The organism is Pseudonocardia petroleophila (assembly GCF_014235185.1).
Classification (GTDB): Bacteria; Actinomycetota; Actinomycetes; order Mycobacteriales; family Pseudonocardiaceae; genus Pseudonocardia; species Pseudonocardia petroleophila.
In genome coordinates this window covers 2,735,597-2,760,606 of the sequence record NZ_CP060131.1, presented here as the reverse complement: position 1 = coordinate 2,760,606, position 25,010 = coordinate 2,735,597, and the positions used below count along the sequence as shown (strand labels likewise).

The 25,010-nt window shown below is 73.9% G+C and carries 25 protein-coding genes and 1 tRNA gene; 6 read left to right on the top strand and 20 right to left on the bottom strand.

The genetic code is table 11. The features are described from left to right. Window positions 1–24: 24 nt before the first annotated feature. The 8 genes from H6H00_RS13935 to H6H00_RS13900 form a co-directional block, all read right to left on the bottom strand. A complete protein-coding gene (locus H6H00_RS13935; protein ID WP_185721671.1) occupies window positions 25–858 on the bottom strand; it encodes a F0F1 ATP synthase subunit delta in 834 nt (277 codons plus the stop codon). After that, window positions 858–1,430, bottom strand: a complete 573-nt coding sequence (locus H6H00_RS13930; protein ID WP_185721670.1) for a F0F1 ATP synthase subunit B — start codon at window positions 1,428–1,430, stop codon at window positions 858–860. The genes H6H00_RS13935 and H6H00_RS13930 overlap by 1 nt, the downstream gene beginning before the upstream one ends. Before the next feature lie 55 nt (window positions 1,431–1,485). Further along, the gene (locus H6H00_RS13925; RefSeq protein ID WP_141277875.1) at window positions 1,486–1,743 is read right to left on the bottom strand and encodes an ATP synthase subunit C-like protein; all 258 of its coding nucleotides are present in this window, start codon (window positions 1,741–1,743) and stop codon (window positions 1,486–1,488) included. Between the two features lie 76 nt (window positions 1,744–1,819). Next, the gene (atpB, locus tag H6H00_RS13920; protein WP_185721669.1) at window positions 1,820–2,593 is read right to left on the bottom strand and encodes a F0F1 ATP synthase subunit A; all 774 of its coding nucleotides are present in this window, start codon (window positions 2,591–2,593) and stop codon (window positions 1,820–1,822) included. 211 nt (window positions 2,594–2,804) lie between these two features. Then, complete coding sequence (locus H6H00_RS13915; protein WP_185721668.1) at window positions 2,805–3,356, bottom strand: Cg1360 family ATP-synthase-associated protein; 552 nt, start codon at window positions 3,354–3,356, stop codon at window positions 2,805–2,807. Continuing rightward, window positions 3,353–4,489, bottom strand: coding sequence for an MraY family glycosyltransferase (locus H6H00_RS13910; protein ID WP_255425744.1), 1,137 nt, complete (start codon window positions 4,487–4,489; stop codon window positions 3,353–3,355). The genes H6H00_RS13915 and H6H00_RS13910 overlap by 4 nt, the downstream gene beginning before the upstream one ends. Window positions 4,490–4,502: 13 nt before the next feature. Beyond that, a complete protein-coding gene (glyA, locus tag H6H00_RS13905) occupies window positions 4,503–5,783 on the bottom strand; it encodes a serine hydroxymethyltransferase (RefSeq protein WP_185721667.1) in 1,281 nt (426 codons plus the stop codon). A gap of 20 nt (window positions 5,784–5,803) precedes the next feature. Further along, a complete protein-coding gene (locus H6H00_RS13900) occupies window positions 5,804–6,754 on the bottom strand; it encodes an NAD-dependent epimerase/dehydratase family protein (protein WP_185721666.1) in 951 nt (316 codons plus the stop codon). A gap of 108 nt (window positions 6,755–6,862) precedes the next feature. Between H6H00_RS13900 and H6H00_RS13895 the strand changes: the two genes are divergently transcribed. After that, window positions 6,863–7,558: a TetR/AcrR family transcriptional regulator gene (locus H6H00_RS13895; protein ID WP_185721665.1), complete on the top strand. Its 696-nt coding sequence runs from the start codon at window positions 6,863–6,865 to the stop codon at window positions 7,556–7,558. Here the strand turns inward: H6H00_RS13895 and H6H00_RS13890 are convergent. The 10 genes from H6H00_RS13890 to argS form a co-directional block, all read right to left on the bottom strand. Next, window positions 7,548–8,195 carry an L-threonylcarbamoyladenylate synthase gene (locus H6H00_RS13890; protein WP_185721664.1) on the bottom strand — a complete coding sequence of 216 codons (648 nt, stop codon included), beginning with the start codon at window positions 8,193–8,195 and terminating at the stop codon, window positions 7,548–7,550. The two genes, H6H00_RS13895 and H6H00_RS13890, sit on opposite strands and share 11 nt — an antisense overlap. Before the next feature lie 10 nt (window positions 8,196–8,205). Next, on the bottom strand, window positions 8,206–9,075 hold the full coding sequence (prmC, locus tag H6H00_RS13885; RefSeq protein WP_185721663.1) for a peptide chain release factor N(5)-glutamine methyltransferase: 870 nt from the start codon (window positions 9,073–9,075) through the stop codon (window positions 8,206–8,208). Window positions 9,076–9,106: 31 nt separating this feature from the next. After that, complete coding sequence (gene prfA / locus H6H00_RS13880) at window positions 9,107–10,171, bottom strand: peptide chain release factor 1 (protein WP_185721662.1); 1,065 nt, start codon at window positions 10,169–10,171, stop codon at window positions 9,107–9,109. A gap of 71 nt (window positions 10,172–10,242) precedes the next feature. Then, the gene (rpmE, locus tag H6H00_RS13875; RefSeq protein WP_185721661.1) at window positions 10,243–10,458 is read right to left on the bottom strand and encodes a 50S ribosomal protein L31; all 216 of its coding nucleotides are present in this window, start codon (window positions 10,456–10,458) and stop codon (window positions 10,243–10,245) included. Window positions 10,459–10,576: 118 nt separating this feature from the next. Next, on the bottom strand, window positions 10,577–12,838 hold the full coding sequence (gene rho / locus H6H00_RS13870) for a transcription termination factor Rho (RefSeq protein ID WP_221775958.1): 2,262 nt from the start codon (window positions 12,836–12,838) through the stop codon (window positions 10,577–10,579). A gap of 399 nt (window positions 12,839–13,237) precedes the next feature. Next, entirely contained in the window at window positions 13,238–14,140 is a 903-nt protein-coding gene (gene thrB, locus H6H00_RS13865; RefSeq protein WP_185721659.1) for a homoserine kinase, read from the bottom strand. Then, window positions 14,140–15,204 carry a threonine synthase gene (thrC, locus tag H6H00_RS13860; RefSeq protein ID WP_185722437.1) on the bottom strand — a complete coding sequence of 355 codons (1,065 nt, stop codon included), beginning with the start codon at window positions 15,202–15,204 and terminating at the stop codon, window positions 14,140–14,142. The genes thrB and thrC overlap by 1 nt, the downstream gene beginning before the upstream one ends. A gap of 5 nt (window positions 15,205–15,209) precedes the next feature. Further along, window positions 15,210–16,550 (bottom strand): homoserine dehydrogenase, encoded by a 1,341-nt coding sequence (locus tag H6H00_RS13855; protein ID WP_185721658.1) that lies wholly within the window; start codon window positions 16,548–16,550, stop codon window positions 15,210–15,212. A gap of 76 nt (window positions 16,551–16,626) precedes the next feature. After that, window positions 16,627–18,069, bottom strand: a complete 1,443-nt coding sequence (gene lysA, locus H6H00_RS13850) for a diaminopimelate decarboxylase (protein ID WP_185721657.1) — start codon at window positions 18,067–18,069, stop codon at window positions 16,627–16,629. Then, entirely contained in the window at window positions 18,069–19,712 is a 1,644-nt protein-coding gene (gene argS / locus H6H00_RS13845; RefSeq protein ID WP_185721656.1) for an arginine--tRNA ligase, read from the bottom strand. The genes lysA and argS overlap by 1 nt, the downstream gene beginning before the upstream one ends. A 98-nt stretch (window positions 19,713–19,810) precedes the next feature. On the opposite strand from argS, the gene H6H00_RS13840 reads away from it, so the two are divergent. From H6H00_RS13840 to H6H00_RS13830, 3 genes are all read left to right on the top strand, one after another. Continuing rightward, window positions 19,811–20,608 (top strand): thioredoxin-like domain-containing protein, encoded by a 798-nt coding sequence (locus H6H00_RS13840; protein ID WP_255425743.1) that lies wholly within the window; start codon window positions 19,811–19,813, stop codon window positions 20,606–20,608. Beyond that, window positions 20,605–21,303 carry a DUF305 domain-containing protein gene (locus H6H00_RS13835; RefSeq protein ID WP_255425742.1) on the top strand — a complete coding sequence of 233 codons (699 nt, stop codon included), beginning with the start codon at window positions 20,605–20,607 and terminating at the stop codon, window positions 21,301–21,303. The genes H6H00_RS13840 and H6H00_RS13835 overlap by 4 nt, the downstream gene beginning before the upstream one ends. A gap of 32 nt (window positions 21,304–21,335) precedes the next feature. Beyond that, window positions 21,336–21,410 (top strand) — tRNA-Arg (locus H6H00_RS13830). A gap of 112 nt (window positions 21,411–21,522) precedes the next feature. Here the strand turns inward: H6H00_RS13830 and H6H00_RS13825 are convergent. Then, entirely contained in the window at window positions 21,523–22,887 is a 1,365-nt protein-coding gene (locus tag H6H00_RS13825; RefSeq protein WP_185721655.1) for an MFS transporter, read from the bottom strand. Window positions 22,888–23,127: 240 nt separating this feature from the next. Between H6H00_RS13825 and H6H00_RS13820 the strand changes: the two genes are divergently transcribed. Continuing rightward, window positions 23,128–23,949, top strand: coding sequence for a LuxR C-terminal-related transcriptional regulator (locus tag H6H00_RS13820; RefSeq protein ID WP_221775873.1), 822 nt, complete (start codon window positions 23,128–23,130; stop codon window positions 23,947–23,949). Between the two features lie 14 nt (window positions 23,950–23,963). Here H6H00_RS13820 and msrA read toward each other — a convergent pair whose 3' ends face one another. Continuing rightward, the gene (msrA, locus tag H6H00_RS13815) at window positions 23,964–24,473 is read right to left on the bottom strand and encodes a peptide-methionine (S)-S-oxide reductase MsrA (protein WP_185721654.1); all 510 of its coding nucleotides are present in this window, start codon (window positions 24,471–24,473) and stop codon (window positions 23,964–23,966) included. A 79-nt stretch (window positions 24,474–24,552) separates the two neighbouring features. On the opposite strand from msrA, the gene H6H00_RS13810 reads away from it, so the two are divergent. Further along, window positions 24,553–24,999 carry a DUF2231 domain-containing protein gene (locus H6H00_RS13810; protein WP_185721653.1) on the top strand — a complete coding sequence of 149 codons (447 nt, stop codon included), beginning with the start codon at window positions 24,553–24,555 and terminating at the stop codon, window positions 24,997–24,999. The last annotated feature ends 11 nt before the right edge of the window (window positions 25,000–25,010 follow it).

Here is a 25,010-nt window from a genome sequence, read left to right as displayed (position 1 = left end):
CTGTCCTATCTCTAAGAAGGAATGTCAGCTCGGGAGGTGGCGTCCGGCGGCGGCGAGCCGGCCCGCGACGCTGCCGTCGATGACCTCTCCGCCGACCTCGACGACCAGACCACCGAGCAGGGATTCGTCGAGCTCGACCTGCAGCGACATCGGCCGCCCGTAGATCCGGGTGAGCGTGTCGGCGAGCTTGCGCTCCTGCTCGTCGCTCAGCGCGACGGCGGTGCGGACCCGCGCGACGTACCGGTCGCGGCGGGCGGCGGCCAGCTCGGAGAGCTCTTCGGCCGCGATGTCGAGGTGCCGGCCGCGCGGGATGCGGACGGTCTGGCGCAGCAGCGCGGCCGTGACCGGGGAGACCCGGTCGCGGCCGAGCACCGAGTCGAGCAGCGCGATGCGCCGGTCCTCGGGCTGCGTGGTGTCGGCCAGCAGCGCCGTCAGCTCGGGCTCCCGGTCGAGGATGCGGCCGAAGCGGAACAGCTGGTCCTCGACGTCGTCGAGGCTGCCGTCCTTCTCCGCCACCGCCAGCGTGGCCCGCCGGGCCACGGTCTCCAGCGCCTCGACCAGGTCGATCGACTGCGACCAGCGCGACCCGACGATGCCGGAGACGACCTCGAGGGTGCGCTCGCCGACCTTGCCGTCGAGCACCTGGCGGATCAGCCCGCTGCGGGCCTCCTGTGGCACCGACGGGTCGGCGAGGTGGGTGCGCAGCGGCTTCTGCCCCACCACCAGCCGCGTGACCGCGAACAGCTCGTCGCCCAGCGTCCCGAGGTCGGCGGCCGACGAGGAGTCGACGATGCCGTCGAGCCGGTCACCGGCCGCGGCCAGGGACTCCCGGCTCGCTGCCTGCAGGACGACGGCCATCAGCTGGCCCCGGAGGACGGGACGGCGGCGTTCTGCCGGGGCTCCATGCCGTCGAGCTCGGCCAGGAAGGAGTCGACGGTGCCGCGGCGGGCCGCGTCGTCGGAGAGCTCGGTGCCGATGATCCGGCCGGCGAGCTGGACCGAGAGGCCACCGATCTCCCCGCGGAGCTGGCGCACGGCCTGCTCGCGGGCGGCCGCGATCTGCTCCTCGCCGCGCTGCTTGATGCGCGCGGCCTCCTCCTCGGCCTGGGCGCGCAGCTCGGCCTTGATCTGCGTGCCCTCGGCGCGGGCGTCGTCACGGATGCGCGCGGCCTCGGCGCGGAGCCCGGCGATCTGCTCCTCGTACTCGGCCTTGAGGCGCTGCGCCTGCTCCTGCGTCTCCTCGGCGCGCTTGAGCCCGCCCTCGATCGCGTCGGTCCGCTCCTCGTAGAGGGCCTCGAACCGCGGGACCGCGTACTTCTTGAGCACGAAGAGCAGGATCGCGAACGCCACGAGGCCGACGATCAGCTCACCGGGCAGCGGGAGAACCGGGAGCGGCTCCTCGGCGGCGAGGATCGAGATGTCCACCGTCATTCCTTCCATCAGGAGTGGTGCCCCGTGGAACACGGAGCCGCTGTAGTTCGGTCGATCAGCCCGCGGACGCGATGAAGAAGACGACCAGGCCGATCAGGGCGAGCAGCTCGACGAGCACGAAGGTGGTCCACGCGATGCCCATCAGGGTGCCGCGGGCCTCCGGCTGGCGGGCGGTGCCGCTGATGACGGCGGACCAGATCATGCCCACGCCGATGGCCGCACCGATGGCGCTCGTGCCGTACCCGATGGCCGCGAGGCCCGGGTTGATGTTGACGGCCTCCGCGGCCTGGGCGAGGACGATGGTCGAGTTCACGTGCTGGTTCCTTTCGGTGGGTCCGCCGGGGAGCGGATCGATCGGCGAAGCGGGAGTCGGCCGCGAGGCCGGGGGATCAGTGTTCCGTGGAGACCGCAGCGCCGATGTAGACACCGGCGAGCAGGGCGAAGACGTAGGCCTGGATGCTCATGACCAGCACCTCGAGGAAGGTGAAGGCGATCGCCGCGATGAACGCGAACGGTGCGGCGACGACCAGCGCACTACCGGAGAAGAGCAGGAACTCCCCGCCCACGACCGCCAGCACCAGGATCAGGTGACCGGCGAACATCGCGGCGAACACACGCAGGGCGAGCGAGAACGGCTGGAACGCGAACTTCGTGAACAGCTCGATCACGATGATCAGCGGGGCCACGAACGCCGGCACGCCCGGCGGCAGGGCCGCGTGCTTGATGTAGCCGACGAAGCCGTGCTTCTTGAAGCCCGCGTAGTGGTAGGCCACGTACACGAACAGGGCCAGCGCGATCGGGAAGCCGATGCGCGACATCGTCGGGAACTGGAAGAACGGGATGATCCCGAACAGGTTGTTCACCAGCACGAAGCTGAACAGTCCGAGCACCAGCGGGATGAAGGGCTTGAACTCCTTGCCCCCGATCTGGTCCCGGGCCATGGTGTTGCGGGCCATGCCGTAGATGTACTCGGCGATGAACTGGCCCTTGCTCGGAACCATCGACATGCGTCGGGTGACGACCGTGAAGTACACGCCCACGAGGATCGCGGCGAGGACGGCCTGCACGATCGGCTTGGTGACCTCACCGAAGATCGGCGGGTAGATGAAGGTGCCGACGCCGGGCGGAGTGAACTCCTCGGCCGCCAGTACGAACTCGCCCAATGGGGATCCTTCCGGTGCTCCCGGCCCGCCTACCGTGGTCCAGGAGATCGCCTAAGCCCGCACGATGTCGTCGCGGGCGCCTGGCGCGCGCACGCCGGCGTACGGCCGTCTGCGCCAGGTTTCGCTTACGTTGCGCACATTATCAGCCGGTTCCCACGGGTCGGACGGGCCCACCCCGCGTGCGACCAGGCCGTTCGGGCCCGCGAGTCGATCACTCTGCGCGGTCGGGGTGCGACGGGCCCTCGACGGCCGGACCGTCGGCGTCAGGGCGCGCACCGGTCGTCGAGTCCGACATACCGGTCATCGATCCGCTGGTCGCGGGCCCGTCGGGCACCACGTACATGGTGCGGAGCCGGTAGCCCGCCCATCCCTCGGCCGCGGTGGCCGCGATGAGGACGGCGAGCAGGCCGACGCCCAGCGACACTCGGTGAACGCCGTCGATCGCCCCGATCGGGAACAGCACGGCCAGCAGGAAGATCATCTTGGTGAGCAGCCCGCCGAATGAGGCGACCATCACAGCCTGCGGCTCGTGGGTCGCCGTGCGCCGCATGAGCACCAGCGTGAACAGCGACGAGAGCACCCCCAGCACGGCCCCGACCAGGGCACTCACCGCTCCGGGCGGGCCGGCGGCCACCCCGCAGGCGACGACGACGACCACGGTCGTGACGCTGGACACGACGACGACGTTGCGCAGCATCGCCCGCCCCAGTGCGAGCACCGTCTCCTCCTGCCCCTCGGGCAGCTTGCGGGTGGTGCCGGTCATCGCATCCTCGCTCTCGGTACGGACGAGGCGAGCACGGCCACGACCAGGCCGACCCCCACCGCCCACAGGACCACGAACGGGTCGTCGATCAGCGCCAGCGCGACCGCACCGAACGCGAGCACGCCCGCCCACAGGTAGATCAGGAGCACCGCGCGGCGCTGGCTGTGCCCGATCTCCAGCAGCCGGTGGTGCAGGTGCATCTTGTCCGGCGCGAACGGGCTGCGCCCCGCCCGGGTCCGCCGCACGACCGCCATCAGCAGGTCGAGCACCGGGATGAACACGACCGCGGCGAGCACGATCAGCGGCGCGAACAGGGCGAGCAGGTCACCGCCGGTGGTGACGTCGGTGAGCCGCCCGGACGCCATCGTCGTGGCCGCGGCCAGCAGCAGACCGATCAGCATCGACCCGGAGTCGCCCATGAAGACGCGCGCCGGGTTGAAGTTGTGCGGCAGGAACCCCAGGCAGGCGCCCGCGAGCACGAACGCGATCAGCGCCGGGGTGAAGACGAACGGGTCGTTGCCGTTGCGCAGCACCAGGCCCATCGTGAACAGCGCGGTGGCGCCCGCGGCGATGAGGCCGATGCCGGCGGCGAGCCCGTCGAGGCCGTCGACGAAGTTCATGGCGTTCACCAGCGCCACGGTGAGCAGCACCGTCAGCAGGACGCCCTGCTCCCGGCCGAGCCCGACCTGGCCCCCGAGGAAGACGTCCGGCAGCACGGTCCACTGCACGCCGAACAGGGTCATCACCCCGGCCGCGGTGGTCTGGCCGGCCAGCTTGGTGAGCGCGTCGAGCTCGTAGCGGTCGTCCAGCGCCCCGACCAGCACGAGGATCAGCGAGGCCAGCACGACCCCGACCATCTCCTCGGAGTACGCGAACGCCAGCCGCATGGCCGGGAGCTGGTAGGCCATCGCGATCCCGGCCAGCACGCCCGCGAGCATCGCGAGCCCGCCCCAGCGCGCCGTCGGTGTGACGTGCACGTCGCGCCCGCGCGGCCAGGCGACGGCCCCGACCTGCAGCGCGAGCACCCGCACCGGCCCGACCAGCAGGAACGTGACGACCGCGGCCGTCGTGCCGGCGAGCAGGTACTCCTTGATCGGGAGGATCTGCGCCGGCAGTCCCTGGGCGAGCAGCACGGGGAGGACGGTGTCAGGGGCGGGGGTAGGCGGGCGCCCGCGCCACGAGCGCACCCACGGCCTCGGCGACCGAGGCCAGCTCCGCGTCGCCGGCGGAGGTGCCGTGCTCGGCCTTCACCGCCCGGGCCAGCAGCGATCCGACCTCGGCCATGTCGGCCTCGTCCATGCCCTGGGTGGTGAGGCTCGGCGAGCCGACCCGCACGCCCGAGGGCTTCAGCGGCGGTGCCGGGTCGTAGGGGATCGCGTTCTTGTTCAGCGTGATCCGCGCGGCGTCGCAGCGGGTCTCCGCGTCGGCGCCGGTGACGCCGATCGGCCGCAGGTCGATCAGCGCGAGGTGCGTGTCGGTGCCGCCGGAGGTGGCCCGCATGCCCTCGGACTCGAGGCTCTTGGCCAGCGCCTGGGCGTTGGCGACGACCTGGCGGGCGTAGGTCCGGTAGGCGGGCTGCGCCGCCTCCTTCATCGCGACGGCCTTCGCGGCGACCGCGTGCATCAGCGGCCCGCCCTGCGAGAACGGGAACACGGCCTTGTCCAGCGCCTTCGCGTGCTCCGCCTTCGACAGGATCATGCCGCCGCGCGGGCCGCGCAGGACCTTGTGCGTGGTGGCCGACACCACGTCGGCGTACGGGACGGGCGAGGGGATGGCCTGGCCCGCGACCAGCCCGATGAAGTGCGCGGCGTCGACCCACATGATCGCACCGACCTCGTCGCAGATCTCGCGGAACGCCTTGAAGTCGATCAGCCGCGGGTACGCCGTGGCCCCGGCGATGATCATCTTGGGGCGGTGCTCGCGGGCCAGGTCGCGGACCTGGTCGTAGTCGATCTGCTCGGTGTCCTGGCGGACCGAGTAGCTGATGTTGTTGAACCACTTGCCCGAGAAGCTGACCTTCGAGCCGTGGGTGAGGTGCCCGCCCTGCTTGAGGTCCATCGCCAGCACGGTGTCGCCGGGGACGGTGAACGCCCCGTAGACGGCGAAGTTGGCCGACGCGCCGGAGTGCGGCTGCAGGTTGGCGTGCTCGGCGCCGAACAGCTCCCGCGTGCGCGCGTTGCCGATCTCCTCGGCCTGGTCGACGACCTCGCAGCCGCCGTAGTACCGCTTGCCGGGGTAGCCCTCGGCGTACTTGTTCGACAGCGTGGATCCCAGTGCCGCGAGGACCGCGGGGCTGGTGAGGTTCTCGCTCGCGATGAGCTGGAGGCCGCCGCGCAGCCGCTCCAGCTCGTCGAGCACCACTCCCGCGATCTCGGGGTCCTGCTGCTGCAGCGCGTCGAAGTCGGGGCCCCAGAACGGTGTCGTCACGGCGACCACGGTACCCGGCGTCAGGCGGCGGCCCGCGCCTGCTCCCGCCACCACGCGACGGTCCCGGCGAGACCGTCCTCCAGGGGCGTCGGCGCGAGCCCGAAGGTCTGCTGCGCCGCCGAGGAGTCGATGACGAACGGCCCCGTGAACTGGTGGCGGACCTCGGCGAGCTCCCGCAGGAACGGCACCGCCACCCCGCCCAGGCGCACCGCGAACGCCGGCAGCACCTGCACCCGCCGCTCCGGGACGCCCGCGGTCCGCGCGATCCCGGCCAGCATCGCGTTCACCGACCGCGCGGGCCCCGTCGGGACGTGCCACGCCCGGCCCCAGGCGCGCTCGTCGCACGCGAGGGTCACCAGCGTGCGGACGACGTCGTCGACGAAGGTCCAGGAATGCGGTGCGTCCGGGTCGCCCTGGAGCAGCAGCGGCCGCCTGCCGTCGAGGAGCCGGCCGACGGAGTACTCCGCCAGGTGGCCGGTGGTGCGCAGGCCCGGGCCGTAGAAGTCCGACGCCCGCGCCTCGGTCATCCGGATCCGCCCCGCCCCGTGCGCGGCCAGCGCGTCGGACCACATCCGGTTGCGGATCGCGCCCTTGGTGCCGGGTGCGGAGTTCAGGGCGGTGTCCTCGGTCATCGGGGCGTCGACGGGGCCGTAGCCGTAGAGGCTGGACATCACCGTGAGGACCGCGCCGGAGCGCTCGGCCGCCGTGAGCAGCGCGGCGGCCAGCGGGGGCCAGTCGGTGGCCCAGCGGTGGTAGGGCGGGTTGGCGCAGTTGTAGAGCGCCACCGCGCCCGCGGTCAGGGTGGCGAGGCGGTCGGCGTCGGAGGCGTCCGCGGTGACCCGCTCGATGCGCTCCCCCACCGGCCCGGACCCGCTGCGGGAGACGATCCGGACGTCGTGGCCCTGCCCGGCGAGGAGGCGGGCGACCCCGCTCCCGATGGTCCCGGCTCCGACGATCACGTGCTGCGACATGGCGTTCCCCTTCGAAACGTGAGCACTGCTCTCTGTTCGACACACTGTTCACCCGCTCCGCCGGCGTGTCAAGAGCAGTGCTCTCGTTCCTGTGCCAGACTGCGCGGTGTGAACGCCACCGGAACCCGTGCCCGCGTCCGCGCCGCGCTGACGCGCGAGATCACCGAGGTCGCGCGCAGGCACCTCGCCGTCGACGGGGCGAGCGCGCTCTCGCTGCGGGCCGTCGCGCGCGAGCTGGGCATGGCGTCCTCGGCGGTCTACCGCTACTTCCCCAGCCGCGACGAGCTGCTGACCGCGCTGATCGTGGAGGCCTACGACGCACTGGGCACCGCGGCCGAGCAGGCGGACGCCGCGGTCGCCCCCGACGACCTCCGGGCGCGCTGGCAGGCCGTCTGCCGGGCCGCGCGGGAGTGGGCGCGGGCCCACCCGCACGAGTACGCGCTGGTCTACGGCTCACCGGTGCCCGGCTACGCCGCCCCGGAGACGACGATCGGCCCGGCGGCGCGGGTCGGCGAGGTGCTGTGCGCGATCGTCGCGCGCGGCGTCGCCTCCGGGCAGGTCGAGCCGGCGGGGACCGGCAGCGGCGCCCTGCACCCCGGCCTCGCCGAGCTCATGGGCCTGCCCGCCGACTCGGCGCTCGCCGAGCGCGCGATCGTCGCCTGGACCGGCCTGTTCGGGCTGATCGGCTTCGAGCTGTTCGGGCACCTGCACAACGTGGTGGACGACCGCGCCGCCTTCTTCACCGACGCCGTCGACCGCCTCGCCGACCAGATCGGCCTGCCGGGCCCGGGGGCTACGCGGTGAGGACCGTGCGGCCGAGGACCTCGGCCACCTCGGCCCGCGTCACCGCGCCCTCGCGCAGGATCAGCGGGTCGTCGCCGGTGAGGTCGACGACGGTGGACGCGACCGGCTCGCCGGAGTCGCCGCCGTCGAGGTAGACGGCCACGCTCCCGCCCAGCTGCTCCGACGCGCCCGCCGCGGTGGCCGGCGCGGGCTGCCCGGAGATGTTGGCGCTCGACACCGCCATCGGGCCGACGTCGCGCAGCAGCTCCAGGGCGACCGGGTGCAGCGGCATCCGCAGCATGACGGTGCCCTTGGTCGAGCCCAGGTCCCAGGACAGCGACGGGGCGTGCGGCAGCACGATGGACAGCCCGCCGGGCCAGAACGCCTCGATCAGCTGCCGCGCCGCCCGCGGGACGCCCAGCACGAGGCCGTCGATGGTCGACCAGGAGCCGACGAGGACCGGCACCGGCATGTCCGGGCCCCGGTTCTTGGCCTTGAGCAGCGCGCGGACGGCGGTGGCGGAGAACGCGTCGCAGCCCAGTCCGTAGACGGTGTCGGTGGGCAGCACGACCAGGCGTCCGGCGCGGACCGCACGAGCCGCGGCGGCGAGGCCGTCGCGGCGGGCGTCGGCGTCCGCGCAGTCGTAGGTGGGAGGCACGGGCGCGAGCCTACGAGGGCGGCGGAGGCCCGACGCGGCGGGCCGTCGCGAAGCGCGGCCGGCCGGTCAGGTCGTGGTGCTCCTCGACGTCGGTCAGCACCCGGCGGCGGCGCAGCAGGGCGGGCACGGACTCGCCGTGGGTGTCGTCGTGCTCGATCGCGAGGTGACCCCCGTAGCGCAGCAGCCCGGCCGAGGTGCCGATGACCGCGCGGATGACCTCCAGGCCGTCCGGGCCGCCGAACACGGCGCCGGGCGGGTCCCACTCGGTGACCTCGGGCGGCAGGGCCGTGGCGTCGGGGACGTAGGGCGGGTTGCACAGCACCAGGTCGACGTGCGACTCGAGCTCGACGAGCAGGTCGCTCCAGCGCACGTCGGCGGCGTGCAGGACGACGGTGTCGCCGTGCGCGGCGATGTTGTGCCGGGCCCAGGTCAGCGCGCCGGGGTCGGCCTCGACGGCGTGCACCTGCGCGTCCGGGCGGCTCGCGGCGACGGCCAGCGCGAGCGCCCCGGTGCCGGTGCACAGGTCGACCACCAGCGGCGACGCGACGTCGGCGATCGCGCGGAGCCCCCACTCCAGCAGCAGCTCGGTCTCCGGGCGCGGCGTGAAGACCCCCGGCCCGACCGCGACGGCGACCGGTCCGAGCACCGCGGTGCCGAGCAGGTGCTGCAGCGGCTCGCGGGTGGCGCGGCGCACGACGAGCCGACGCAGGGCCTCCACCACGGGCGGGTCGACGAGCGGGTGCATCATCAGCTTCCCCCGCTCCACCCCCACGACGTGCGCGGCGAGGATCTCGGCGTCGACGCGCGGGGAGGCGACCCCGGCGGCGGTGAGCATCCGCTCGGCCTCGGCGATGGCGAGGCGCAGCGGCTGGCGGCTCACCGGCCCGTCCCCCGTCGCGCCCGCCGCCCGGTCATGAGCTCAGCTGCTCCGCCCGGTCGGCCGTCGTCAGGGCCGTCAGCAGGTCGTCGAGGTCGCCGTCGAGGACCGTGCTGAGGTTGTGCGCCTTGTAGCCGACGCGGTGGTCGGCGATGCGGTTCTCGGGGTAGTTGTAGGTGCGGATGCGCTCCGAGCGGTCGACGGTGCGCACCTGCGACTTCCGCTCCGCCATCGCCTCGGCGGCCAGCTCGGCCTCGTGCACCGCCTGCAGCCGCGACCGGAGCACCTCCATCGCCCGCGCCCGGTTCTGCAGCTGGCTGCGCTCGTTCTGGCAGCTCACGACGATGCCGGAGGGCAGGTGCGTGATCCGCACCGCCGAGTCGGTGGTGTTGACGCTCTGCCCGCCGTGGCCGGAGGAGCGGAACACGTCGACGCGCAGGTCCTTCTCGTCGATCTCGACGTCGGCGTCCTCGCCGGTGTCGGGGTAGACGAGCACGCCCGCGGCGGAGGTGTGGATGCGGCCCTGGGACTCGGTGACGGGCACGCGCTGCACGCGGTGCACCCCGCCCTCGAACTTCAGCGCGCTCCACACCCCGTCGGGCTCGGGCGCCCGCGCCCGCACGATGAGGGTGATGTCCTTGTAGCCGCCGAGGTCGGACACGTTGGCGTCGAGCACCTCGGTCTTCCAGCCGCGCCGCTCCGCGTAGCGGGTGTACATGCGGACGAGGTCGCTCGCGAACAGGGCCGACTCCTCGCCGCCCTCCCCCGACTTGACCTCCATCACGACGTCGTCGCCGTCGTGCGGGTCGCGCGGGACGAGCAGCTCGGCGAGGCGGGTCTCCAGCGCCGGGATGCGGGTGGCGAGGTCGTCGGCCTCCGCGGCGAACGAGGGGTCCTCCCCCGCCAGCTCGCGGGCGGCGGCGAGGTCCTCGCGGGCGGTGGACAGCTCGCGGGAGGCGGCGACGATCGGGCCCAGCTCGGCGTAGCGGCGGCCCAGCTTGCGGGCCAGCGACGCGTCGGCGTGGATGGCCGGGTCGGCGAGGCGCAGCTCCAGCTCGGCGTGCTCGGCGAGCATCGCGTCGACGGCCGGTGCCGGCATCTCCTCGTCCCTTCGGGTCTCATGACACGCGAACGGCGCCCACCCGGGTCGGGTGGGCGCCGTCGGCGGAACTACTTGCCGGCCCGCTTGCCGTAGCGCGCCTCGAAGCGCGCCACGCGGCCACCGGCGTCGAGGATGCGCTGCTTGCCGGTGTAGAACGGGTGGCAGGCGGAGCAGGTCTCGGCGGTGATCGAGCCGTTGGACTTGGTGCTGCGCGTGGTGAACGAGTTGCCGCAGCTGCAGGTCACCTGGGTGGTGACGTACTCGGGGTGGATGCCAGATCGCACGGTGGTTCCTCTCGAAGTGGCACCGGGTCCTCGTCGTGCGAGGTGAACCGGGGCCGGAGCGTGACGGGTCATTCAACCACCCGGGCCGCCCGCGGATTCCCGCGGGCGGCCGGGCGGGTCAGTCGGTGTCGCCGACCGGGAGGCCCTTGGCGACCTGCATCAGGAACTCGATGTTGGTGCGGGTCTTCTTGAGCTGGGTGAGCAGCAGGTCGATGGCCTGCTGGTCGTCCAGCGCGGAGAGCACCCGGCGCAGCTTGACCATGACGGCCAGCTCGTCGGGCGAGAGCAGCAGCTCCTCCTTGCGGGTGCCGGAGTCGCCGACGTCGACGGCCGGGAAGACCCGCTTGTCGGCGATGCGGCGGTCGAGCTTGAGCTCGGCGTTGCCGGTGCCCTTGAACTCCTCGAAGATCACCGTGTCCATCGTGGAACCGGTCTCGACCAGCGCGGTGGCGAGGATGGTGAGCGAGCCGCCGTTCTCGATGTTGCGCGCGGCGCCGAGGAAGCGCTTGGGCGGGTAGAGCGCCGTGGAGTCGACACCACCGGAGAGGATCCGGCCCGACGCGGGCGCGGCCAGGTTGTAGGCCCGGCCCAGTCGGGTGATCGAGTCGAGCAGCACGACGACGTCGTGGCCCATCTCGACGAGGCGCTTGGCCCGCTCGATGGCCAGCTCGGCCACCGTGGTGTGGTCGGACGCCGGACGGTCGAAGGTGGAGGCGATGACCTCGCCCTTCACCGACCGGGTCATGTCGGTGACCTCCTCCGGCCGCTCGTCCACGAGGACGACCATGAGGTGGCACTCCGGGTTGTTCGTGGTGATCGCGTTGGCGATCGCCTGCAGCACCATCGTCTTGCCGGCCTTGGGCGGGCTGACGATCAGCGCGCGCTGACCCTTGCCGATCGGCATGACCAGGTCGATGATCCGCGTGGTCAGGATGTGCGACTCGGTCTCGAGGCGCAGCCGCTCGTTCGGGTAGAGCGGCGTGAGCTTGGTGAACTCGGCGCGGTTGCGCGACGCCTCCGGGTCCTGCCCGTTGATGGTGTCGACGCGGACGAGCGGGTTGAACTTCTGGCGGGACTGCTCGCCCTCGCGCCCCTCGCGGACCGCACCGGTGATCGCGTCGCCGCGGCGCAGGCCGTGCTTGCGCACGAGCGAGAGCGAGACGTAGCAGTCGGTGGGCCCGGACAGGTAGCCCGTGGTCCGGACGAAGGCGTAGTTGTCGAGGATGTCGACGATGCCGGCGACGGGGAGCAGGACGTCGTCGTCGCGCACCTCGGTGTCGACGTTGCCCTGGTTGCCGCCGCCGTTGCCCGCGCCGCCGCGGTCGCGGTCGCGGCCGCGTCGGCGGTCCCGGAAGCGGCGGCCGCGACGGCCGCGGCCGTCGCCGTCGTCGTCGGAGTCGTCGTCCGGGCGGTTGTCGCGCGGGCCGCGGTTGTCGTTGCCGCCGCGGGAGTCGTTGCCCCCGCGGGAGTCGTTGCCCCCGCGGTTGTCGGAGCGCTCGCCGCGGTCGTTGCCGCCCCGGCCCTCGTTGCGGTCGGTGCGGTCCCGGCCGTCGTTGCGGTCGCCGCGGTTGTCACCGCCCCGGCCGTCGTCGCGGGCGTCGCCGCGGCCCTCGGAGCGCTGGTCGGCGGCGGTGCCGTTCTGAGCGCGGTCGTCCTGGTTGCCGTTGCGGCCGCCGTTCTGGGCGGCGCCGTTCTGGCCCGAACCGCTCTGGCCCGAACCGTTCTGCCCCGAACCGTTTTGGGAGCCGCGCGAGCGGGTGCGGCCGCCGCGCTCCTCGGCGGCGTCGCCCGCGTCGGCGGCCACGGGCTCGGCCTGCTGCTCGGCGTTGCGGTTGCGACGGCTGCGGCCGCGGCGGCCACCGCCCTCGGCGGGGGCGTCCGCGTCGGCCGCGGGGGCCGAGCCGTTGGCCGACGGCGCCTCGGCGGCCGGCGGGGCGGCGGCCGGGGTCTCGACCGCCGGTGCGGCGGCCGCGGGGGGCCTCGACGGGCGCGGCGTCGACGGCCGGCGTCTCGACCGGCGCCGGGGCCTCGGCGGCGGCGGCCACGGGGGCGGGGGGCCTCGGGCGCGGGGGGTGCTCGCGGCGGGCGCCGACGTCGTGTCGGGCGCACCGGCCGGGCGCGACGCCGTGCGGCGCCGACGGGTGGTGGGGGCCGGGGTGCCGTTGTCGGCGGGAGCCGCGGCGGCGGGGGCCTCGACGGCAGGCGCCGGGGTGGCGGCGGCCGGGGCGGGGGTGGCGGCAGGCGCGGCGGCGGGGGCCGCGGCGGCCGGCGCGCCGGCCTGGCGCTCCTTGATGGCGGCGATGAGGTCGCCCTTGCGCATCCCCGTGGTGCCGGAGATGTTCAGCTCCTCGGCCAGCTGGCGGAGCTCCGCCAGCACCATGCCGGTGAGGCCACCGCGCTTGCGGGCGGGCGTGGAGCTGACGAGATCGGTCTCGCTCACAGATGTCCTTCCTGACCGACCGGGTCTCTTGCCCTGGTCAGCGGATGTCACACACTCGTCCGGACGGTGTGCCGGACGACGTGTCGGTCTACGGATCGCAGGTCAGGGAACCTGACCAGTTCGCGGCCGCCCCGACAGGCAGGGGCGACGATCACTGCGACTGTTCGCGGGGACGGCCGCTCGGGACGGGCGCGGGTCTGGCTCCAGCGCTGGTTCGGGAGAACCAGGGTGCCGGGGTGCGCAGATGGCCCGAGTGGCCACGCGGATGACGCGTGGATCGCCGTTGCGAGGCCGAGACTAGACTCCCGCGCTGGTCACGGCAACCACCACCCCGGCGTGTCAGCCGATCTCGACCTGCGCCCCGAGGGCGTCGACGGCGAGCGGCAGCGTGGAGAAGCCGTGCAGGTCCACCCCGTCGGGCAGGGTGCCGTCGGTGGTGAGGGCCAGCACGGTGGGCCCGGCGCCGGAGATCGCGGCCGGGACGCCGTGGGCGCGCAGCGCGTCGACCAGGTCGGCGGACTCCGGGTAGGCCGGGCGCCGGTAGCCCTGGTGCAGGCGGTCCTCGGTGGCCGGGAGCAGCAGTTCGGGACGCTGGGTGAACGCCAGCACCGCGAGCGCGGTGCGGCTGCCGGTGAAGGCGGCGTCGACCAGGGGGACCCGGTCGGGCAGCAGGCCCCGGGTCGTCGAGGTGGACGACTCCGTTCCCGCGACGAGCGCCACGGGGTGGATGCCCGGGTGCGCGTCGAGCCGTACGGCGTGGAAGCGCCCGGCGGTGTTCCCCACCGTCTCCCAGGCGATCACGAACCCGCCGAGCAGCGACGCCGCCGCGTTGTCGGCGTGCCCCTCCATCCCCGCCGTGACCTGCAGGAGCGTGTCCTGCTCGAGCTCCACGTCCCGGCCGGCGAGCACGACCGCGGCGACGGCCCCGGCCACCGCGGCGGAAGCGGAGCTGCCCAGCCCGCGCGAGTGCGGGATCGCGTTGCGGCAGCGCAGCCGCAGCCCGGCGGGGGCGTCGCCGGTGATGTTCCAGGCGGTGCGCATGGCCCGGACCACGAGGTGGGAATCGTCACACGGCACCTGCCCGGCGCCCTCCCCGACGACCTCGACCCCGACGCCGTCGGGGGCGACGCACACCTCGATCTCGTCGTAGAGGCCGAGGGCGAGACCGAGCGAGTCGAAGCCGGGGCCCAGGTTGGCCGACGACGCGGGAACGCGGACGCGGACCTCACCCGGGCGTCCCATCAGGCCAGCTCCAGGGCGGCCGCGACCGCGCTCGGGTCGATCGGGACGACGGTCGGCGACGGCGCGGTGAGCAGCACCGTGTCGGGGTCCTTCAGGCCGTGCCCGGTGACGGTGCACACCACGAGCGAGCCGCGGGGCAGCGTGCCGTCGGCGGTGGACTGCAGCAGCCCCGCGACGCTCGCCGCCGACGCCGGCTCCACGAACACGCCCTCGCGGGCGGACAGCAGCCGGTAGGCGGCGAGGATCTCCTCGTCGGTGACGGCGGCGAACTTCCCGTTCGAGTCGTCGCGGGCGGTCGTCGCGGCCGCCCACGAGGCCGGCGAGCCGATGCGGATCGCGGTGGCGATCGTCTCCGGGTTCTTCACCGGCGCGCCGTGCACCAGCGGCGCGGCCCCCGCCGCCTGGTAGCCGAACATCCGCGGCGGCGCGGGGATCAGGCCGTCGTCGAGGTAGGCGCGGTAGCCGGCCCAGTACGCGGTGATGTTGCCGGCGTTGCCGACCGGCAGGCAGTGCACGTCGGGCGCGCGGCCCAGCACGTCGCAGATCTCGTAGGCGGCGCTCGCCTGCCCGGCGATCCGGGTCGGGTTCACCGAGTTGACGAGCGCGGCCACCGGGTAGTCGGCCGCGGTCTTGCGGGCGAGCTCGAGGCAGTCGTCGAAGTTGCCGTCGATCTGCAGGATCCGGGCGCCGTGCGCGACGGCCTGGGCGAGCTTGCCCAGCGCGATCTTGCCCTGGGGCACCAGCACCGCGCAGGTCATGCCCGCGCGGGTCGCGTACGCGGCGGCCGAGGCCGAGGTGTTGCCGGTGGAGGCGCAGATGACGCCCTGCTGGCCGTGCGCGAGGGCGGCGGTGACCGCCATCGTCATCCCGCGGTCCTTGAACGACCCCGTCGGGTTCATGCCGTCGACCTTGAGGAACACCTCGCAGCCGGTCAGCCCGGACAGGTGCGGCGCGGGGAGCAGCGGCGTGCCGCCTTCGCCGAGCGTCACCACCGTCCACCCCGGCTCGACCGGCATCCGGTCGCGGTAGGCCTCGATCACGCCCGGCCAGCGGTGCGTCGTCAACGCCGTCACGGCGCCACTCCCTTTCGTCCGAGGTCCTCGACGCGCAGGACGCTGTCGACGGCGTGCACGACGTCGAGCCCGGCCAGCACCTGGACCGTGGCGGCCAGCGCGGCCTCCGGGGCGGCGTGGGTGACGACGACGAGTCGGGCGGCGCTGACCGGGTCGGCCCCGGCGTCGGCCATCCCGCCCGTCTGGCGGACCGCGGCGATGCTCACCCCGTGGGTGGAGAACTCCCCCGCGATGGTGGCCAGCACGCCCGCGCGGTCGGCCACCTCCAGGCTCACGTGGTAGCGCGTGGCCACCGCGCCGATCGGCAGCACGGGCAGGTGGGCGTAGGCCGACTCGCGCGCCCCGCGCCCGCCGTGGACGCGGTTGCGCGCGACGGCCACCAGGTCGCCGAGCACCGCGCTCGCGGTGGGGGCACCGCCGGCGCCCTGGCCGTAGAACATCAGCTGCCCGGCGGCCTCGGCCTCGACGAAGACCGCGTTGAACGCGCCGTCGACACCGGCCAGCGGGTGCGCGGCGGGGATCATCGCGGGGTAGACGCGCGCGGAGACCGCCTCGGGGGCGTCGTCGGTGGCCGGGCTGCGCTCGCAGATGGCCAGCAGCTTGATCACGCAGCCGATGCCGCGCGCGGCGGCGATGTCGGACGCCGTGACGTGCCGGATGCCCTCGCAGTGCACGTCGGCCGCGGTGACCCGGGTGTGGAAGGCCAGCGTCGCGAGGATGGCGGCCTTGGAGGCGGCGTCGTAGCCGTCGACGTCGGCGCTGGGGTCGGCCTCGGCGTACCCGAGCCGCGTCGCCTCCTCCAGCGCGTCGGAGTAGCCGGCGCCGGACTCCGTCATCGCGGAGAGGATGAAGTTGGTGGTGCCGTTCACGATCCCGGCGACCCGGGTGATCCGGTCACCGGCCAGGCTCTCGCGCAGCGGGCGCAGCAGCGGGATCGCGCCCGCGACGGCCGCCTCGTAGAACAGGTCGACGCCCGACGCGTCGGCGGCCTCGGCGAGCGCCGCGCCCTCCTCGGCGAGCAGGGCCTTGTTCGCCGTGACGACCGACTTGCCGGCCTTGAGGGCCTCCAGCAGCAGCGTGCGGGCGGGCTCGATGCCGCCGATCACCTCGACGACCACGTCGACGTCGTCGCGCGTGACGAGCGCGGTGGCGTCGGTGGTGAGCAGCTCGCCCAGCTCCGGGTGCTTGTGCGGACGACGCACCGCGACCCCGACCAGCTCGACGGGGGCTCCCGCGCGCGCCGCGAGCTCGTCGGCCTGCTCGCGCAGCAGGCGGACGATCTCCCCGCCGACGGTGCCGCAGCCCAGCAGCGCGACGCGCACCGCGTTCCCGTTCACTGAGGACTCCTCGCTGACGACAGTGGGCTCATGGTCCGGTGCCGGGCACCGGGGCGGTCCGCGCGCGTGACGGGTCTCACGGCCCGACCTCCAGCCGGAACTGGTCCTCCGGCGTCTCCCGCCGCAGGATCACCCGGGCCCGCCCCGCGCGCACCGCGACGACCGCAGGCCGGGGCAGGCGGTTGTAGGAACTGGCCATCGAGTAGCAGTACGCGCCGGTGGCCGCGACGCCGAGCAGGTCGCCCGGGGCGAGGTCGGCGGGCAGCCAGCAGTCGCGCACGACGATGTCGCCGCTCTCGCAGTGCTTGCCGACGACGCGCGAGAGCACGGCCTCGCCGCTGCCGTCGCGCTCGGAGGACCGCGAGACCAGCCGGCAGTCGTACACCGCGTCGTAGAGCGCGGTGCGGATGTTGTCGCTCATCCCGCCGTCGACGCTCACGTAGCGGCGGCCCGTCGCACCGCCGAGGGGCACGTCCTTGAGGGTGCCGACCTCGTAGAGCGTGACGGTGCCGGGACCGGCGATCGCGCGGCCGGGCTCGACGGCGATCTCGGGCACGTCGAGCCCCTCGGCGTGGCACTCCTTCTCGACGATGCCGCGCAGCTCGTCGGCCAGCTCCCCGACGTCGAGCGGCGTCTCCCCCGCGCGGTAGGCGATGCCGAAGCCGCCGCCGAGGTCGAGCGTGGTGAGCGCGGCCAGCGCGTCGCCGCCGTGCTCCTTGTGCAGCGCGGCGAGGAAGCGCACGACGCGGTGCGCGGCCACCTCGAAGCCCTCGGTGTCGAAGATCTGGCTGCCGATGTGGCTGTGCAGGCCCACCAGCGACAGGCCCGGCGAGCGCAGCACGCGCCGCGCGGCCTCGGCCGCCGCGCTCGACTCGCCCCCGGCGATGGAGAACCCGAACTTCTGGTCCTCGTGGGCGGTGGCGATGAACTCGTGCGTGTGCGCCTCGACCCCGACCGTCAGCCGGATCATCACCGGCGTGACCACGCCGCGGTCGGTGGCGATCGCGTCGAGCCGGGCGATCTCGTGGAAGGAGTCGATCACGACCCGGCCGACGCCCGCCTCGACCGCGACCGTCAGCTCCTCGGTGGACTTGTTGTTGCCGTGCACCGCGATCCGCTCGGCCGGGAACCCGGCGTGCAGCGCGACGGCCAGCTCGCCGCCGCTCGCGACGTCGAGCGAGAGGCCCTCCTGCGCCACCCAGCGCGCGACCTCGACGGACAGGAACGCCTTCGCCGCGTAGTGGACCGACGCCGCCCCGAACGCGGAGGCGAACTCCGCCGCGCGCGAGCGGAAGTCGTCCTCGTCGATCACGAACAGCGGGGTGCCGTACTCGGCGGCGAGGTCGCGGACGTCGAGCCCGGCGATCTCCAGCGCCCCGCCGGCCCCGCGCGCGGCGCCCCGCGGCCACACCGACGGCGCCAGCTCGTCGAGGCCGTCGGCGCCGTCGGGGCGCGGGCCGGCCGTCTCGGGCGGCGCCGAGATGCCCGCGTGCAGCGGACCGGCGGGGTGGGCCCTCATCACATCCGCTCCGGCGCGCTCACGCCCAGCAGGTCGAGGCCGTTGGCCAGGACCTGGCGGGCCGCGACGCACAGCGCGAGACGCGCCCGGTGCAGGTCGGAGACCTCCTCGTCGCCCATCGGCAGGACGCGGCAGGCGTCGTAGAACTTGTGGTAGGCCGCGGCGAGCGTCTCCAGGTAGCGCGCGACGCGGTGCGGCTCGCGCAGCTCCGCGGCCGAGCGGACGACCGCGGGGAACTCGCCGATCGTGCGGATCAGGTCGCCCTCGCGCGGGTGCTCCAGCAGGCCGTAGGCGGCGCCGGGCTCCATGCCGAGGTCGGCGGCGTTGCGGGCGAGCGAGGCCAGCCGCGCGTGCGCGTACTGGACGTAGAACACGGGGTTGTCGTTGCTGCGCTTCGACAGGACGTCGAGGTCGAGGTCGAGCACCGAGTCGATCGAGCTGCGGATCAACGAGTACCGGGCCGCGTCGACGCCGACGAACTCCACCAGGTCGTCCATGCTCACCGCGGTGCCGGCGCGCTTGCTCATCTTGAGCATCTGGCCGTCCTTGAACAGCCGCACGAGCTGCCCGATGAGCACCTCGACGGTGTCCGGGTCGTCGCCGAACGCGGCCGCGGCCGCGCGCAGCCGGGCGATGTAGCCGTGGTGGTCGGCTCCGAGCATGTAGATGCACAGGTCGAAGCCGCGGGCGCGCTTGTCGAGGTAGTAGGCGAGGTCGCCGGCGATGTAGGCGGGCTTGCCGTCGCTCTTGATGACGGGGCGGTCCTTGTCGTCGCCCTCGTCGGTGGAGCGCAGCCACCACGCGCCGTCGGCGAAGTAGAGGTTGCCGGAGTCCTTGAGCCGCTGCACCGCGGTGTCGACGGCGCCGGAGTCGTGCAGCGACTTCTCGTGGAACCACACGTCGAAGTCGGTGCCGAAGGCGTGCAGGGCGCGCTTGATCTCGTCGAACATCAGCTCGACGCCGATCCGGCGGAACACCTCGTCGCGGTCGGGATCGGTGAGCGCACCCGGCTCCGCGGCCAGCACCTGCGCGGCGATCTCCCCGATGTAGGCGCCGCCGTAGCCGCCCTCGGGCGTCGGCCTCCCCTCGGCCGCGGCCACCAGGGAGGCGACGAACCGGTCGATCTGGCCGCCCGCGTCGTTGAAGTAGTACTCGCGGGTGACCTTCGCGCCCCGCGCGGCCAGCACCCGGCCCAGCGCGTCGCCGACGGCGGCCCAGCGGGTGTGGCCCAGGTGCAGCGGCCCGGTCGGGTTGGCCGAGACGAACTCCAGGTTGACGGTGCGCGCGGCGTGCTCGTCGCCGGTGCCGTAGGCGGGCCCCGCCGCGAGCACCTCGCCGACGACGGCGCCCTGGGCGTCGGCCGCGAGGCGCAGGTTGATGAAGCCGGGGCCGGCGATCTCGGCCGACGCGATGCCCTCGCGGGTGCCGAGGGCCTCCACCAGCCAGGTCGCGAGGTCGCGCGGCGCGACCCCGGCCTTCTTCGCGGTGCGCATGGCGACGTTGGTGGAGTAGTCGCCGTGTTCGGGGTTGCGGGGGCGCTCGACACCGACGTCGTCGGGCAGCGCCGCGACGTCCAGGCCGCGCGTCGTGAGGACCTCGGTCGCTGTCGTGCGGACCAGGTCGGCGAGCTGGGCGGGAGTCACCGGCTGAGTCTAGGAGGTGCTGCTCATCGGTTTCTCAGGCACCGCTCCTAGACTCGGGGGCCGCAAGGGCCGTCCGGGTGACGGCACCCGGACGCGTGATGGTGGGACGGTTCATGGTCAGCGGCAAGAACAGCAAGGCGGTGCGCAACGCGCGGGCCGCGGTCGTGACCCGGCGGTCGACCCCGTGGGGCCTGATCGCGGGGGTGGTCGCCGTGGTGGTGTTCGCGGGGGCCGTCTTCGGCTACGCGTTCGTCCAGAACCAGGCCAACGCCGAGCGCCTCTCCGCGCTCGCGCCGTTCACCCCCACCGCGGAGAACCCCGACCCGTCGACGCAGATCGAGGGCGTCCAGGTCGTCGAGTACACCGGCGGGCAGCACGTGGATCCCGTCACGCAGGTCGCCTACACCAACAGCCCGCCCTTCGGCGGCGCGCACGACGCGGTGTGGGCGGCGTGCAACGGCGTCGTGTACGACCAGCCGGTGCGCAGCGAGAACCTCGTGCACTCACTGGAGCACGGCGCGGTGTGGATCACCTACGACCCCGAGCAGGTCTCCGGGGCCGCGCTCGACACGCTGCGGGCGAAGGTCGACGGCCAGTCGTACATGGTCATGTCGCCCTACCCGGGCATGGACTCCCCGTTCTCGCTGCAGTCCTGGGGCCACCAGCTGAAGCTCACCGACGTCAACGACCCGCGGATCGACCAGTTCGTCACCGCGCTGCGCGTCAACCGCAACACCCACCCGGAGCCCGGCGCGAGCTGCGAGGAGGTCGGGCCCGGCGGCTTCGTGCGGACCGACCCGCCGCCGTTCGCCGCGCCCCCCGCCCCCGGCACCCCGGGGTCGCAGCCCGAGACCGCCGCGGGCACCGACGCCGTCACCCCCGACGCGGGATCGTGACCGTCTCCGCCCCGCCGACCGCGACCTCGCCGCCGCCCACCGGGCGCGGCGAGGCGCGGTGGGTGCGGCCGTTCGTCGCCGTCGTCGCGGTGGTCGGGCTCCTGCTGCTCGGCGCCGCGGGTGGCCTGCTGCTGGGCCTGCCCGGGTCGTCGACCCCGGAGCCGGGGCCGGTCGACGTCGGGTTCTCGCAGGACATGTCGGTGCACCACCTGCAGGCCGTCGAGATGGCGAGCTGGGAGCGCGACCACACCGTCGACCCCGTCCTCGCCCAGATCGCCACCGACATCGAGAAGACGCAGAACAACCAGGTCGGCCAGATGCAGGGCTGGCTGGCCCTGTGGGACGCCCCGGCCCTGCCGATCGGCGGGTACATGGGGTGGATGGCCGGCGTCCCCGGCGGGCACGGGCACACGGACGCGGCGACCGGCGTCGTCACGACGATGCCGGGGATGGCCTCCCCGGCCGACCTCGACGCGCTGCGCGCCGCCACCGGCCCCGAACTCGACGTGCTGTTCCTCCAGCTCATGCTGCGCCACCACGAGGGCGGGGCCGAGATGCTCCGCTACGCGGCCGACAACGCGGCGGTCCCGCAGGTCCGCAGCCTGGTCGCGCAGATGCTCGGCTCGCAGGCGTCGGAGGCCGACTACCTGCGCCAGCTGCTCGTCGAGCGCGGCGGGACTCCCCTGCCGTTGTGACCGGGCGGGTGCGCTAGGCTCGACGTACCCGAGCCCCCGTAGCTCAGGGGATAGAGCGTCGCCCTCCGGAGGCGAAAGCGCAGGTTCGAATCCTGCCGGGGGCACCATCCCGTACCGGGCCCGGTCCTCGTCCGCGGCCCCGACCGTCGCGGTCGTTCCCCGCACACGCCGACCGCCCGCCACCGGTGGACGGTGACGGGCGGTTTGGGCCCTGCGGGGTCAGACCGAGGCGGTCTCCGACGCTCCGGCCACCTGCTCGTGCTCCAGGCGGCGGTGGCGCGTCTCGGCCAGCGCGTAGGTGCACACCAGCGACAGCACACCGGTCACGGAGAGCATGACGCCGATCGCGATGCTGCCGAACGACGCGGTGAGCCCGGGGGCCAGCAGCGGCGGGATCGCACCGCCGAGGACGCCGGCGAGGTTGTAGCCCAGCCCGGCCCCGGTGTAGCGGTGCCGGGCGCTGAACAGCTCGGGCAGGAACGACCCGGCCGGGCCGTAGGAGATCGCGAAGATCACCATCGTCACGGTCAGGCCGAGCCCGAACGCCCACGGCGAGCCCGTGTCGATCAGCGGGAAGAGCACCAGCGCCCAGACGATGCCCAGCGCGCAGGACGTCATGATCAGGTTGCGGCGGCCGAACCGGTCCGACAGGACGCCCGCGGCCACGGTCGCGAGGCCGAAGACCACGGCGGCGCCGATCCCGATGCTCAGCACGACCGGCCGGGCCAGGCCCGGCCCGTCCGGGTTGGTGGCGTAGCTGGTGAGGTAGGCGGTGCCCATGTAGAAGAACGCGAACAGCATGGTCAGCGCACCGGCGGAGAGCAGGACCTCGCGCGGCTGGCTGCGGACGACGTCGAGGAACGGCAGCTTCCTCGGGGTGTCGGCCTGGGGCGAGCGGGCCGCCGCGGCCTGGGCGGCCGTGAAGGCCGGGGTCTCCTCGATGCTGAGGCGGACGTAGAGCCCCACCCCGATCAGCACGATCGAGAGCAGGAACGGGATCCGCCAGCCGTAGGCGAGGAACGCCTCGTCGGTGTCGCCCATGATCAGGCCGGTCGCCAGGAAGGTGCCGCTCGACAGGGCGAAGGCGATCGCCGCGCCCAGCTGGGGGAAGACCCCGTACAGGCCGCGCTTGCCCTGCGGCGCGTACTCCGCGGTCAGCAGGGTGGCCCCGGCCCACTCCCCGCCGACGGCGAAGCCCTGGGCGAACCGCAGCGCCACCAGGATGATCGGCGCGGCCACGCCGATGGTGTCGGCGCCCGGCAGCAGGCCGATGAGCACCGTCGCGATGCCCATCAGCAGCAGCGTCGAGATGAGCGTGCGCTTGCGACCGATCCGGTCGCCGTAGTGCCCGAACAGGACGGCCCCGACCGGGCGGGCGACGAACGCCACCGCGAACGTCGCGAAGGAGGCCACGATGCCGGCGGTCGAGCCCAGCGCCGGGAAGAACACCTTCGGGAACACCAGCGCGGCGGCCGTCCCGTAGATGAAGAAGTCGTAGAACTCGATCGTCGTCCCGGCGCAGCTGGCCATCGCAACGCGGCGCAGGGGCACCGGTGGTTTCCCGGTGGTGGCGGGTGTGGTCATCGGGGGCTCCTCGTCGTGTCGACGCGCACGTCGTGGACCCAACGGGGTCGGCCGGGCGGGGTGACGCGGCCCACGTACCTAAGTTGGTAGGCCCCGGCACTCCCGCAGCCGGTCGCCGGGCCCCGGCCCGGCCGCTGACGTGCGGGAACCGCCCGATCGGGTGACATCTGCCGACACGCGCCGCTCGTTGCACCCGACGACACCTCGGGTGGATACCGCCTGGTCAGGACGAAGGAGTCCGTGATCGACGACGACGCGCTGTCCCGGGCCCTCGACGCGGCCCTGCCCCGGCGCCTGGCCGAGCTCCGGAGCGCGACCGGGCTGCCGGTCGTGTTCGGGGGCAGCACCCGGTCGGAGCAGGGCGCGCTGCAGCTGTCCATCAGCCGGACGGTCGGGACCTTCGGCGACTCGCTGCGGCGCGTCCGCGTCGTCACCGGGCGGGGGCTGGGCGGCGCCGCGATGGCCCGGTCGGCCCCGTGCCGGGTCAGCGACTACGCCTCGACGCCCGGCATCACCCACGACTACGACCAGGCCGTCGTCGAGCGCGAGCAGCTGGCGTCGGTGATGGCGTACCCGGTCGTCGTCCACGGCGCGGTGCGCGGGGTCCTCTACGGCGCGGCGCGCGAGAGCCGGCGCATCGGCGACGTCGCCGTCCGCAACGCGGGGGTCGTCGCCGCGCACCTCGCGCGGGACCTGGCGGCACTGGCCGGGACACCGGCCCCAGCCGCCCGCCGCGTCGACGCCGCCGGAGCGGCGCTCGCCGAGCTCGCCGAGCTCGCCCGCTCCACGGCCGACCCGCTGCTGCGGGCCCGGCTGGCCCGCATCCACACCGACCTGGCCGGAGGGCCGGTGGAGCCCGCCGCCGGGGCCCCGGCGCTGTCACCCCGGGAGCGGGAGGCGCTGCGGCTGGTCGCCGTCGGATCGACCAACGCCGAGATCGCCGTCGCGATGGGCATCGGCGTCGTCACCGTGAAGGCGTACCTGCACAACGCCATGCGCAAGCTCGGGGTGAACAACCGGGGCCGGGCGGTGGTGGCCGCCCGGGCCGCCGGTCTCCTCTGAGCGCGGCGCCGACGTCAGCGGGCCGTGGCCTCGCGGCGAGGCAGGACCCAGTCGGGGCGGACGTAGTGGCAGGTGTAGCCGTAGGGCGACTTCTGCAGGTAGTCCTGGTGCTCCTCCTCCGCCTCCCAGAACGGGCCGGCGGGCTCGACGTCGGTGGTGACGCGGCCGGGCCAGATCCCCGAGGCGTCGACGTCGGCGATCGTGTCGAGCGCGACCTGCTTCTGCTCGTCGCTGGTGTAGTAGATCGCGGAGCGGTAGCTGCGACCGATGTCGTTGCCCTGCCGGTCCTTCGTCGACGGGTCGTGGATCTGGAAGAAGAACTCCAGGATCGCGCGGTAGGAGATGACCTCGGGGTCGAAGACGACCTCGACGGCCTCCGCGTGGTCGCCGTGGTTGCGGTAGGTGGCGTTCGGGGTGTCGCCGCCGGAGTAGCCGACGCGCGTCGAGAGGACGCCGGGCCGCTTGCGCAGCAGCTCCTGGGCGCCCCAGAAGCAGCCGCCGGCGAGGATGGCCGTTTCGGACATGGTGCGAACCTCCAGATGTCGAAGAACCTCTACTCCGAACGCCCCGGGAGCGGGCGATGTTCCGTAGGACAATGCCGCGGTGCTCTCCGTCGCTGGCGTCCCCGCCCATCCGCTGCTCGTGCACGCCGTCGTCGTCCTGCTCCCGCTGGCCGCACTGGGGGCGGTCGCCGTCGCGGTGCGGCCGGCGTGGGCGCGGCCGTACGGCCCGCTCGTCGCGGCGGGGGCGCTCGCTGGCGCCGTGACCGCGCTGCTGGCCCGGGTGGCGGGCGAGCAGCTGGAGGACGCCATCGAGATCACCCCGGGCTTCGAGCCGGTGATCGAGCAGCACGAGCGGTTCGGCACCTTCACCGTGTTCGCCGCGTGGCCGTTCGCGGTGCTCGCCGTCGCGGCGTTCCTGCTGGCCCGCCGCGACCGCGGGCGGATCGCCTGGGCGCTGGCCGCGGTCGCCGGGGGGGTCGCGGTCGTGGCCGTGGTGCTCGCCGGGCACAGCGGGGCCGCCGCGGTGTGGGGCGACGTCGTTGGCTAGCCGGCTCGCCC